This window comes from Aestuariivirga sp., from assembly GCF_044239095.1.
GTDB lineage: Bacteria > Pseudomonadota > Alphaproteobacteria > Rhizobiales > Aestuariivirgaceae > Aestuariivirga.
This window is the reverse complement of sequence record NZ_JBIICB010000120.1, coordinates 1-11818: the sequence shown is the minus strand read 5'-3', so window position 1 is coordinate 11818 and position 11818 is coordinate 1. Positions and strand designations below refer to the sequence as shown.

Genomic DNA, 11818 nt, shown 5'->3' with positions numbered 1-11818 from the left:
ACGCAGCATCTCCTTCGGCACCGACGGACCCCACAGCTGCTCGATCGGAAACCGCGCCTTGCCATTGCGCTTGAACACGCCGCCGCCGTAGCGCTTCACGACGAAGGCCGAGCGGAAGGTCTGCGCCCTGCCCCAGATCTTCGCGCGCACGCCGTAGGAGAACTGCTTTGCACCGAAGAATGACAGCGGCAGATGACGGCCAGTGCCAGAGGTCACCGTGGACATCGTGCCGCGCGTCGCGGATTTGAAACGTGTCGCTGCATTGACGGCCCCGCGCGGGATAGACGATTGCTGGGCAAGGGAGCGGCGCAGCTGCGTGAACGACTTGCGGCCTTCCTTGTTGAGCGCCATCGAGAAGGCACGGCGGGCTTCGCTCTCACCAAGACGGGTGCAAGCCGCTTCGAAGCGGGTGCGCAGATCGTCGGCCTCGAGGAAGCGAACCTGCATGACCAACCCCCCAAAAGAAAAGCGCCCAGAGAACTCATCTCCAGGCGCAATTCCGATCCTTCAATATCGGAACTTTTAGTCGCGTCGCAGGAACGTGTCAACAGGCTTTTTCAACTAAATCTCATTTTCTTAGTAAGTTTGTTTTTAGACCCGTCTCCAACGCGCTTGACTCATGCCAACCGAAACAACCGTACAAGCGCATTCAGCGCCACGCGCAGGTTGCCCATGTCCTCCTCCGGCCAGCGCATCGCGTCCTCATCGGTGCAGATGACACGATAGACCAGCAACGTCGGGCGCCTTCCCATCGACATGCGCTGCTCGCGGTCGCAGGCATCGAGCGCTTCAGTGGCAGCGTTGAAGCGCCGCTTGAGCTTCTCGATCACCTCCAGCACAGGCTCGCTTGGGCTTGCCCCAAAGATCCCTTCGTTGATCAGCAGTCCTGCGACGGAGCGTGGGCTTGGCGACGGCAGGCCACACACCGCGTGGTGCTGCCGGTACAGTTCGGCGAACGCCACGCCAGCCTGGTACTGCGTCTCACTGATCAACTCGCGAAAGGCCAGTCGCCCCAGCGCCGTACCGAGCCGCTCATCCTTCGCCTGCTTTGCCGTCACGCCAAAGTGGCGCCGCCGCGCATCGAGGGCAACACTCATGGCGTCCCTTTCCGTTTCCGGTCTGGTGCGCTTGCCACAGGCGTAGCGCTTGCCGGATTTCCGTTTGCGTCCGGGTGCCATGGTTCAGCGTCCTTCCGTGTTCGAGGTTTCGGTCAGTTCGCGCAGCAGGGCGGCGTAACCGCAGACATCCACTGCCGAGTCCTCGTGGGCGGGATCGTGGGCAAGGCGCGCCAGCTTAAGGTCGAGCAGGCACAGCACGACCTGCGCGGGTGTGATCTCCCGCCCCAGCGTCGCCGACCACCGCGCTGCGATGGCCGCCATGTTGCTGCTGGCGTCGCCGTACTGGGAGCTGCGCTCGGCGATCACATTGGCGACGTGCTTCAGGAACATTTCCGCAGGGCTGCTCATGCCAGGCCTCCGTTCGTCTCGATGACCCAGAGCAGAATGGCGATGGCGTCGGCCTCGTTGTCGTCGCCAGGCTCAAAGCCGCGCGCGCGCATGGCTGCGATCACCGCCTGCTTGTCGGCATTGCCCTTTCCGCAGGCGTGTCTTTTCCAGGTGCCGACGGGCACGCCGCTGTAGGGGATGCCCTTCTCCTCGCACCAAGCAGTGAGCGTCGCGAGGAGACCGCCGTAAACATGGCCGGCATCGGTCCCCAGATGCCGCCGCACCGCTTCGTAGTAGACGGCATCGATGCCGCCGGTAATCTCCAGCGTCTGATCCAGCCATTTGCCAAAGCGCAGGTAGCGCATTCCGCCACCCTCGAAGCGGCTGGGGCGGAATTCGGCTGTGCCGTGGACGATGCGGCAGCGGCCGGTGCGGATGGCCCAGCCGGTGGTGGTGCCCAGGTCGAGGGCGAGGATGGATGGAATCGTCGGGGTTGCCTTTGCAGCGGGCACAGGCAGAGTCGCGAGTACCATGATGGTCTCCTTCAGTGAGGGTTGGTTGTCGTGGTGGAGGACGGCGGCAGCCTCGTGCTTGGCGGTACTGGCTGCCGTCCGTCTGACTTGATGGGCTATGGGATCAGTTATCCATCGTCCCACCAGATAGGCTCCGGGTTAGGTGCCACACCCAGCTTCAGCGGGTGGCACCTACCCGTTAGGGAGGAAATTCCGGATTCCAGATTCTGCTCCAAACCATTGATTTTAATATGTGAATTCCAGAATCCGAATTCATTCAGTGTACTGACGATTCCGGATTCCGGATTCTGCAGCAAGCCATTGATTTGACTCGGCGATTTCCAGACTCCGGAATCCGGATTGCTGTTTCGGATTCCGGATTCTGCACACGTTCCGGATTCTGCGGAGGGGCCGAGCGGGTGCCACTTGTTCATTCCAAATCCTCCCGATCGACCCACACATCGGGGTTCTCCACCGGCAGCATCACGCCGGTCTGAGGGCACATGAAATCGGTGGGGCATACCTTGAGAAGGACAGGTCCGACTTCGCCAGTGTCAGCGTCCACCGCCTCGGCATCGCTCCTGAGGAGCATGTCCTTCACGCAGAGATAGCCATACTTCACGCCGGCCACCTTGAGGCCAAGCGTCCGGGCTCCATCACCACGCACATACTTGACGTGGCCATTGGTAGCGAGCACCTGAAGCCGGTCCAAAATGCCCGTCTTGCCGCCGAGGCTCGCCCTGTTCTCAAACTTTGCAGCGAACTGCGTGGGGGTATACATCTTGCCCTGCATTCCCTGCTCAGCAATGAGATTGAGGATGACGTCGCCCTTGCGATCACGCTCAGCGTCATGCTTTGCCCCGACATCCTGGCGCACCAGACGCTCGTTCATGGGGTTGATCTCGACCCAGCGGCCGTTCTCCTTGTCGATCAGTTTGGGCTGCAGCGCCGGGCCGTTACGCAACTCGATCTCCAGCCTGCGCATGGTGCTATCCTCGTCGGGCCGGTGCATCAGGAGCCCCGAGGTGTAGAAGCCACGCAGCGCACTGGCGCCCGACAGCGCCTGGAAGGGATCCTCGCCCACGGCCTTGCGGTTCATCTTCTTGGTGTGGTGGGCAAGGATGACACCGCAGTCGGGCGCCACGGCCTCACGCAGGCGCTCGACACGCTCGGTCAGGAAGAACATCATGGCGTTGTTGTCGTTCTCGCCGCCGCCCTCCTCGCCGCCGTCGAACAGGTTGCGGATCGGGTCGAGGCAGATGATGTCGGGCGGGGCGTCAGGAAAACGGACCCGCACGGCCTCAACCACCAGGGCGAGGCCCTTGTCGTCGAGGATCATGCGCAGCTTGGGCGTGGCGAACAGATTGTCGCGCGCCCCGGCGATCACCGCCCCATCCAGCCTGATCTGCTGCATGCGCTCGCGGAGATAATGGTACTGGATCTCGGCCTGCAGATAGAAGACGCGCAGGGCCTGTGGCGGCGTGAAGCCGAGAAACGGCACGCCGGCGGCCATGTGGGCGAGCAGGCTGATGAGAAAGTCGCTCTTGCCGACCTTCGGGGCTCCGCCCAGAACCAGCAGCCCTCCCGGCGTCAGGACGCGCGGCGCAATGATGTCCGGCGGCATGGGCGAGCGGTCATCAAGCAACTGGCCGAAGGAGAACACCGGCAGCGGCTGGGCTTCCTGTTCAGGGTCGGCCTCGTTGCGCAGCAGCGCAGGGCCGTTCTTCTTCACATGCAGCGCCCAGATCCGGTCGGCCTCCTGCTGAAGACGCTCGACGGGCCATGCCGGCCTCAGCATGGCAGCGTTGTACTGGCAGATGGCCTCCCAGCCGTCATTCGGGCTGAGCTTCCCCTCATGCACCAGGCGCACGTAATGACCGATGGCTGCGCTGGCGCCCTCAAAGCGGGTCCAGGCATCAGTTCCACCCTCGTGCACGGGCGTGGTGAGGATGGCGTCGATGGAGGGCTTGGCATGGCCCTCCGCCGGCGGCTCGGCGCCCATGCCGGGAATGAAGGGCATGGCGGCCACGCGCTCGCCGAAATCCGCAAGGTCAACCTCGATGGCATGATGCTCGCGGATCTGCACGAGCCGCTGGAACCCGCCCTTGTGATAGACGGAGCCGGCCACGCGGATCGGCTGGTGCGCCGAGCGGAAGTGGGTGTCGCCACCCACCTTCATGGCAATGTCACCGCGCAGGCGGCACAGCGTGGCGAGATCCTCACCTGTCGCTGCCTCAGTGAGCTTCCACCACACATGAAGCTTGAGCGCGCCCTCGGGCGTACGCCCGCCGCTTTCCACCACCAGGGTGGGCGCGCCGAGATGGTGGACCAGATGGGCCAGCTTGGCGATGATGTCCCCGGCGTCGAGGTCCACCACGATGGCCTGCATCTGTAGGACTTCATGGGCGCGCGCCTGACCCTGGGCCGCCACGGTGCCGGGGATGACATAGAGAGCCGCACCCTCGCGCCACGCCCAGGTGGCGAAGGTCTTCAGCTTGTCGAACGCCGCGCCATCCGCGTCGATCCAGATGTTGTTGGGCTTGCCATCCCGGCCCTGCCCCTTGTCCACGAAGCCGCGGACGGGGATCAGGCCTTCGCAATAGCCGAACACGACATCCAGAAATGTGCCGAGTTGGGCTGGATCCGGCTCGATGCCGAACGGGTCCTCCTGCAGAGGGGCATCGTTGAAGTCGCGCCACGGGTTGAAATGTATCACCTCGCCGGTGGTTTTCTGCTCCGGCTTCTGTCCTTCACCCGTGCCGGTGGTGTCATCGGTATGGTCGGTCATTGTGCGAGGCTCCAGCAGCGGTTGGCATAGGGGCACATGCGGCACTCGAAGTGGCCGCGCTCGCGGGCAAGGCGCGGCAGAAGCTCTCCCGCATCGGTGGCGCGAAGGATGCGCACGGCCCTGTCGCTCATGCGCTGGGCCAGTTCAGCGTTGAACGTCACCAGCTCATGGTGGAGTTCAGCAGTGTCCTTGTTGATGGCGGTGAACAGCGCAGGGTTCGATGCCAGGCCCGGAATGCTTGCATCCATGTAGGCCTGATACAGCGCGATTTGGGCGGCGTAGATGGGCTTCGCCACAGCAACACCGGACTTTACCGTTTCTCGCCAGTTCTTCGCGTTCATCGTCTTGCATTCCCACAGCGCGGGAACGCCGAGCTTCAGTGACTCGGGAGCACCGGCGATGATTCCATCGGCGTGGCCGCGGATGCGTCCGCCAGCGACCGAGAAACCAAACTGCTGGCCGTCGGGGTCATTGCCCTTGCGCGTATAGAGATCGAGACCAGCGGCGCGCAGCCACTTGATTGCCAGGTCCTCGAGCACATGGCCGATGGCGAAGATGCGCAGCGTGCGGCCGGGGAAATCGGCGCCTTCATCCTTCGGCGCACCAGCGAACTCGAACTGCAGGGCCCGCTCGCAGGCGTGGCCCACCCGCGAACCGCCCAGATACTCGCGGCGGGGACGAGCGGCATTCTCGTCCATCAGCGCGGCATCAACAACATCGTTGAGCATGTCCGCAAAACTGCGGGTGTGATTATAGTCCAGCATCAGAACGGTACCTCCGGTGATTGCTTGTTGGCGGCGGCGATATCGCGCATCGCGTCCTGGAAGCCGCCGACGACGACCTCCATGAGGGTGAAAACCTGCTGCTCGGAGAGATCGGAGAGCCGGGTGTTCCACCCGATCTCCTCCATCACTTCGGCGGCCATCTGCATGGCGTGACGCAGGGCGGATTTTTCCTCGTCGGTCAGATCAACCATGGCAAAGGACCTCCGGGCGCGTTCCCAGAAGAAGGTCTGGCAGGCCATGGAGCAGAACCACGCGGGCGGGCGCGGCTTGCTCATGCGCTGTGGTTCCTGCCAGCCGAAGCCACGTGTCGGGGTCCTGCACACCGCGCACAGTTCGAAGCGCGGCTGCCAGCGCACGAAGCGCTCGCGGACGGTGACGGGTGATGCGTGTGACATGATGCTCCCCCATCACGCGACCGCCGCGAGGCTGGCGCCCCTTGCTTCCGCGATGCGGCTGCGAATGGCATGGAGGTTGAACTTCAGGCTCAGCATGGCCGATGCCTGGTAGCGGGTGAGGCTGTAATCCATCCGGCAGGCCGGAGGCAGGTAGGCGAACTGCCGCTCGGTCGGAGGCTGACGGAGCCAGGCCTTGGTCTTGTGAGCCGACTCATCCGACTCGTTGGTGTTGAGCCAGTCATCGGCGGCGGCGAGACAGACGATGCTCTCACCGACCCCCAGCAGAACCGAGGCCTTGTTCCTGGCGCCGCCCACGGCATAGAAGCGACCGTCCTGGTTGAAGACCCCGGCCCAGGCGGTGAAACCGCTGGCCATCATGGCGGAGCCGTCGCCGTTGATGTCGATCCACTCGAAACTGGAGCGCGCCAGGAGATCGATCTCCGTCATGTCGAAGCCCGACAGTAGGGCGCGCTGCTGCTCCGGACCGTCACCCTCCTCGTTCCGCACATCGACGAGGAGCATCTCGCCGCAGATCGGGCATTCGCTGCAGGATAGAGGAATGACGGCCGAGCAGTTGTGACAGCTCTGGGTCGAATCCTCCGTCGAGTCGTACCCCTTCAGGTTCACATCCTGCTCGAGCGAGCCATGGATGAGGCTGGAGGTCCCGAAATCAAGGATGATGCAATCCGTCTTGACGACGCCGGGGTGTTCCTCCGGGTTGATGGTGCGCAGGCCACGGCCCACCATCTGGATCATGGTGGACTTGTAGGAAGAGGGCCGGAGCAGCACAACGCAGGAGGTCGGCGGGTGGTCCCAGCCCTCGGTCAGCACCGCGACATTGGTGATGACCTGAATCCTGCCCTTGGCATAGGCCCCGAGCGTGGCCTTGTCATCATCTACGACCGTGCCAACAACGACCTCGCGGTCTTCAACAAGTCGCAGGCCAAGGGCGAGCGGGCGATGTATGTCGCCGTGCTGGGCGAGGAACTGTTCGGAGACGAGGCGTATTTCGCGGCCAGCGAAAGGTTCACGCTGGAACCGCTGCGGGAATATGGCAAGGATGCCTTGTCAGTCGCCGACATCGACGGAATCGACTGGATCAGGCTCATCGAGTTGCAGATCAAGCACCCTTCCGTGAGCGGCGACTTCCAGATCAGGCGGTCACGAGACTTCTTCGCCATGCTGGCGGAACTGCGCGAACCTTTCCCGACCAGCGGCACCCTTCACGCCGCCAAGTTCTCGGTCAAGTTCACCGGCTCGAAGGATCCCCGCACCGCAGGACTGGGTCCGCCCTGCAAGGCCAACTACGACCGGAACGAGGATGCCCACCTCATCGAGACCTGGCTCCGCAAGCGCGGCTTCATCATCTCGCGCGAATCCGACGAAGCCATCGAACTGAGAAATGAGGACATCGATGTCTTCGCTTTGGGCTAAGTTGACGGAACTCCCGGGTCTCATGGCTGTCCGAGCGGCCTGGGGTGGTTTTCCGGAGGAACTGCTGCGGCCAGCATTGGAGAGTGCGGCTGTCCTGCCATGCGAAAATGGCCATGCCTGCCAGCGCGTGGTCATCGAGCACGGGCCTGGCGATGCTGTTGGCATCTGCATGCAGCAACCTCCGCACTGCGAAGCGCGCCCTGTCAGGAAAGACGAGCGCGCGATCTATCTGCTCGACGAGAAGAAGCTGTTCAGTCGCATCCAGAAATTAGTGGGTATGACAGGCACACCGGAACAGATGCCCGGAGAAGCATGGCTCTGGCGGCTCGGCTCGCTTCCCGTCAATGGCGACCGCTCTCTGCCGGCCTTCTTCATCTTCGCTCGGAACATACCAGCTGTGGACGTCGCAATAGGGCGGCTAGTCATGGCACAGCGGGAGTGTTTCCTGCTGATTGTTTCCGACGGCACGCTAATCAGGGAGGCCCATCGCGCGACGGCTCAAACATGCCGTTCGATCATCATCGCGCTGGATGATCTGTTCGCTTTTGGCGCGGATGGCAGAATATCCTCGCGCGCGGCGGGGCCCGAGGCCGTTCTGGCTTGGCAGGAAGAGGTCGCGCCCACAGCTGGCACCTTGGAAAGCAAGTTCCCCACGCCTCCAGAAACAACATGGAAGGACGTCACCGTCACGTTCAAGTCACGTGACATCATCTCCGTGAAATGTAGAGCCGCGCCGGCCGTCAATATCGAGCGAACGCATATTCCCGGTATGTTCGACAGCGCAAGCGCCGAGAAGATACCAACTGATAAGTGGTACCTGCTCATGGCGTTTGCCGCGCGTGGGCCAACCCTGGGCATGGATGAACTGGCAAAGCTCTTCGGATCGAGAAAGTGGCCGAAGATGCGCAAGCAGAAGTCCGACCTGAGCAAGGCGCTCCGGGACTTCTTCCAGATCGAGGCCGAGCCACTGCCGCTCAACAAGAGAACCCACAGATACGAGCCAATCCTCGTCATCAGGCAGGATACAAACACCGATCTCGAAGTCTGGCTTCGCGACTTCAAGGCGTGAGACTGCAAGCTTCTCCGTCAATGCGGCAGTGAAGAACCCTTTCGCGCTGCTGCCTTGACGAGATCCTCATAGAATCGAACCAGGTCGCGCTCGCCGTACCACTTGAACGCCGCCTGAATGCCATCAAGCGAGTGCCCGCTGGCCGCGAGCCCCAATACGGCTTCGTCAAGCATGATCCTGGCGATCTCGGCGGGTGCAACGCCAAGCTTTACACATTCCATACGCGCGTCCGCAATCTTCTGAGCCGCGCGATCAAGGTCTGAATTCTTCGCCATGCGTCCTTCGCCCCATGCTGTTGGTCCGATCATGGCGAGGAGGCTATTCGATTCCGCACGCTCGTGCACCATCTTGTGGTACCGGCTCCCCCGGTGGCAGGATGCGAAGCCATGGCGGCTTCTCCCAAATGGCAGTTCAAGACCAAGTTCCGCGCCAACGCCTATGGCTGGCGGGGATCGAAGCTGGCCATCACCCGCCTCAAGGAGGCGGTAAAGGAAATCCGGACGGCCGCCAAATCTGATCCGGTAGCCGCGGGAGACGGATGCGTCGCCCTCATGGAACGGCTCTGGCCCGCACTCCAGCACATCGACACGTCATCGGGGGCGCTGGGTACCGCCGTCCACAATGCGCTGGAGGATCTCATTCCGCTGCTCATCTCCGCTCCCGCCGACAGAGACACGAGGGCCAAATGGCTCGAGCGCCTGTTCGATGCCGTTCAGGAAGACGGCGTGGAATACCTCGATCCCGTTGCAGAGCGCTGGGGGGAGATTGCGCGCTATCCGGATCTCGTCAATCAATACGCGGACATGCTTCTGGACCGAATACGCGACGCCTGGGCCGACCATCAGCGCTACAATCATGTCATCGGCAGCGCGATCTGTCTGTCCTGCCTGCTCGAGGCAGGCCGGTATGACGAGTTGCGTAGTCTTTTGGCGTTACGCCGCCACCGGTTCTGGTCGGACGACCGGTTTGCCGCCGACGCGCTCCTCCGCCAAGGTCTTTGGCAGGAAGCGATCGCGTATGCTGAGGCTTCCCGCAGCAAGATCAACGGCGCATTCAGCGATCACGCCATCGACCGCTACTGCGAGGATATCCTTATCCAGCAGGGACGCTCTGACGAGGCTTACGGTCGCTACGGGCTTGCATCGGCCCTCGCCACTACGAACCTTGCGACCTATCGGGCGCTCGCAAGGAAATACCCCGAGCGCGACCGCAGGCAGGTGCTGATCGATCTGATCGAAACCCGTGGGAACAAGGGGAAGTGGTTTGCCGCCGCAAAGGATGCGGGCTTCCTCGATATCGCCCTCAACTGCGCTGCCGCGACGGACGCGGATCCCGCGACGCTGGTGCGGGCGGCGCGGGATTTTGTCGGGAAACAGCCGGAGTTCGCGATGGCTGTCGGCGTGCTCGCGATCAGGTCGCTGTTGTCGGGCGGTGGATATGAACCGCTGCTGTCGGAGTCCGCCAGCGCCGTCCGGCATATCATGGCCGCCGCCGCATCAATCGGGGTGACAGACTGGGCCATCCAGCAGATCGGCCTCGCCCTTCAGCAGCCCTGCGTCAAGGGCCGGGAGGTCTTCCGGGACAGCGGAACTGCTGAGCTCGGGCGGCAACAGGCGCAAGCCCGGACATGAGCGCCGGCCCACCCCGCACCGTACTGCCTCCGGCGGAGCCACGGAGCGCCGCTCCGGGTGAAAGCGCGAGAGTGCTCCGCGTATCGGAACCGGCCGGCAACAGTGACCCGGGGCAGTTGGATCTGTTTGATCAGCCAGCTGGAAACATCAACGCGGCACCCGGCGCTCTGCAGTCCTCCATCGATCCGGCAGCGATGAGCGATGAAGACCTGCTTCTGGGGTTTGCCAGGGCGTCGCTGGGATCGGTCGAGCCTATCGCCCAGGAGGTTCTCCGCCGGCGGCCCGAGGGCTGGACGGACGCCGCCGCCGCGCTGTGGGAGCGCTTTCTCGGCTTCGGCACGAACGTGCCCATGCCGGAACAAGTCGCGGTTCTGGACCTCGTCCGCCAGACCGCAGCGGCGCCCCTCCTGATTCAACTCCTTCGCCGGGCCCCGATGGCTGACTGCCTCGATCCACACCTCCTGCCTGCCGCTGCCGCTTGCGGCGTATCGTTGCCACAAGCGACGGTACATCGAGGGCTGGCCCACCCGCAACCAGACACCCGTGCCGCAGCGGTACGGGTCGCCTCCGTCTCAAGAACTCCAGTCGACAGACTGCATCCACTTCTTGCGGACCCGGTACGCGACGTCCGGCGAACCGCCGCGACAGTCATCGCCGAGGCGGGCGATGGAGTGGCCCGGGAACCGTTGCTCCTCGAAATGCGGCTGCAACCGGATCGCCGCGGGCTGGAAGCGCTGAGTTCCGTGGCGAATGAGGATGTGATCATCCGGCTTGGCCAGATCGCGCGGCAGCATCACGCATGGCGCAGGATCATCATCGACGTCCTGCACATGATTGATGATCCGAAGGCCGAGACCGTCGCGGCCGGGCTGAAAAAGAACTCCGGCTGACACGCTGCAGAGTTCTGTAAACGAGAGGAAAGCTTGTGGAGCGCAAAGCAGACGACCTTATCGCGATCTTCCCGGTGCCATGGAAGATCACCGACACCGGCTCAGCCTTCAGGATTAACGACGCGCGCGGCCGCCCGGTCGCCTGGTGCTACTACCGCCGGGAAAGTACCCTTCGAAACGAGTACCCGTCCCGTGAAGAAGCTGAAGAGATGGCGAAAAACATCGCAAGACTGTCGAGTGCCTGACATCTGGCGACACGGACAAAGCGGGTCGAGAGCACCATACGCCACGCTGGCGGAGCGAGAAGCATCTCCACCCCGATCCGATCACCCTTGTTCACCGAAAAACCGAGGATACCCGCGAAGATATCGTTGAGCAGACCAAGTGATGACCATAGACATGGCACAACAGCAGAAAACCCAAGCCGTTGAGATTACTTGACTAAAAATACCGTACGTCCTTTTCGATGGTACGGTATTTTTCAGGAGGGCGGCTCTCTCAGGGCCATTTATCCAGAAAATCGGCCTCTGTGGCGCGGCTGCGGCGACTCCCGCTAATCGAATTTCCCTTTATTTTCAGGGACTTTAGAGAATGCCTGCAAAACCGGACTTGAGGGTGCGTGGAAGGTCTATGGCGGAGGGAAAGGTGCTGGGAGCCAACACTCTCCGCCCGTAAGTTATTGTTTTCATTGAGTGCAGTTTTAGCCCAGATTCGAATCCCATCGGCGGACCCACACAATTTCTCGAATTCCAGACATCTGTTCGACAAGGGGATTTCCGCGGCACATGCTCAGGAGCCCTCGACAAACTTTACCTGCCGGGGAAGGCAACAACGCTTGAGATCATACCTCTCGACCACGGTCTGACGCC

General features: G+C 62.6%; 15 protein-coding genes. 5 read left to right on the top strand and 10 right to left on the bottom strand.

The window, feature by feature from the left end; translation table 11 throughout:
* The 9 genes from ACILRA_RS12190 to ACILRA_RS12150 all read right to left on the bottom strand — a co-directional run.
* On the bottom strand, positions 1-447 hold a 447-nt coding region (locus tag ACILRA_RS12190; protein ID WP_395662372.1), incomplete at its 3' end, for a hypothetical protein.
* A gap of 170 nt (positions 448-617) precedes the next feature.
* Positions 618-1178 (bottom strand): hypothetical protein, encoded by a 561-nt coding sequence (locus tag ACILRA_RS12185; protein WP_395662371.1) that lies wholly within the window; start codon positions 1176-1178, stop codon positions 618-620.
* 3 nt (positions 1179-1181) lie between these two features.
* On the bottom strand, positions 1182-1466 hold the full coding sequence (locus tag ACILRA_RS12180) for a DUF6378 domain-containing protein (RefSeq protein WP_395662370.1): 285 nt from the start codon (positions 1464-1466) through the stop codon (positions 1182-1184).
* Complete coding sequence (locus ACILRA_RS12175) at positions 1463-1978, bottom strand: crossover junction endodeoxyribonuclease RuvC (RefSeq protein ID WP_395662369.1); 516 nt, start codon at positions 1976-1978, stop codon at positions 1463-1465. Before ACILRA_RS12175 ends, ACILRA_RS12180 begins: the two co-directional genes overlap by 4 nt.
* 107 nt (positions 1979-2085) lie before the next feature.
* Positions 2086-2391: a hypothetical protein gene (locus tag ACILRA_RS12170; RefSeq protein ID WP_395662368.1), complete on the bottom strand. Its 306-nt coding sequence runs from the start codon at positions 2389-2391 to the stop codon at positions 2086-2088.
* Positions 2388-4745: an AAA family ATPase gene (locus ACILRA_RS12165; protein WP_395662367.1), complete on the bottom strand. Its 2358-nt coding sequence runs from the start codon at positions 4743-4745 to the stop codon at positions 2388-2390. Before ACILRA_RS12165 ends, ACILRA_RS12170 begins: the two co-directional genes overlap by 4 nt.
* Entirely contained in the window at positions 4742-5509 is a 768-nt protein-coding gene (locus tag ACILRA_RS12160) for a PD-(D/E)XK nuclease family protein (protein ID WP_395662366.1), read from the bottom strand. Before ACILRA_RS12160 ends, ACILRA_RS12165 begins: the two co-directional genes overlap by 4 nt.
* Complete coding sequence (locus ACILRA_RS12155) at positions 5509-5925, bottom strand: DUF6511 domain-containing protein (protein ID WP_395662365.1); 417 nt, start codon at positions 5923-5925, stop codon at positions 5509-5511. Before ACILRA_RS12155 ends, ACILRA_RS12160 begins: the two co-directional genes overlap by 1 nt.
* Before the next feature lie 12 nt (positions 5926-5937).
* On the bottom strand, positions 5938-6756 hold the full coding sequence (locus ACILRA_RS12150; RefSeq protein ID WP_395662364.1) for a hypothetical protein: 819 nt from the start codon (positions 6754-6756) through the stop codon (positions 5938-5940).
* Between ACILRA_RS12150 and ACILRA_RS12145 the strand changes: the two genes are divergently transcribed.
* Entirely contained in the window at positions 6733-7359 is a 627-nt protein-coding gene (locus ACILRA_RS12145) for a hypothetical protein (protein WP_395662363.1), read from the top strand. The genes ACILRA_RS12150 and ACILRA_RS12145 overlap by 24 nt on opposite strands.
* 22 nt (positions 7360-7381) lie before the next feature.
* Positions 7382-8428: a hypothetical protein gene (locus tag ACILRA_RS12140; RefSeq protein ID WP_395662362.1), complete on the top strand. Its 1047-nt coding sequence runs from the start codon at positions 7382-7384 to the stop codon at positions 8426-8428.
* Positions 8429-8445: 17 nt separating this feature from the next.
* On the opposite strand, the gene ACILRA_RS12135 is transcribed toward ACILRA_RS12140, so the two are convergent.
* Positions 8446-8775, bottom strand: coding sequence for a hypothetical protein (locus ACILRA_RS12135; RefSeq protein WP_395662361.1), 330 nt, complete (start codon positions 8773-8775; stop codon positions 8446-8448).
* Positions 8776-8814: 39 nt separating this feature from the next.
* On the opposite strand from ACILRA_RS12135, the gene ACILRA_RS12130 reads away from it, so the two are divergent.
* From ACILRA_RS12130 to ACILRA_RS12120, 3 genes are all read left to right on the top strand, one after another.
* Positions 8815-10059 carry a hypothetical protein gene (locus ACILRA_RS12130; RefSeq protein ID WP_395662360.1) on the top strand — a complete coding sequence of 415 codons (1245 nt, stop codon included), beginning with the start codon at positions 8815-8817 and terminating at the stop codon, positions 10057-10059.
* 71 nt (positions 10060-10130) lie between these two features.
* Positions 10131-10949: a hypothetical protein gene (locus ACILRA_RS12125; RefSeq protein ID WP_395662359.1), complete on the top strand. Its 819-nt coding sequence runs from the start codon at positions 10131-10133 to the stop codon at positions 10947-10949.
* A gap of 35 nt (positions 10950-10984) precedes the next feature.
* On the top strand, positions 10985-11194 hold the full coding sequence (locus ACILRA_RS12120; protein ID WP_395662358.1) for a hypothetical protein: 210 nt from the start codon (positions 10985-10987) through the stop codon (positions 11192-11194).
* The last annotated feature ends 624 nt before the right edge of the window (positions 11195-11818 follow it).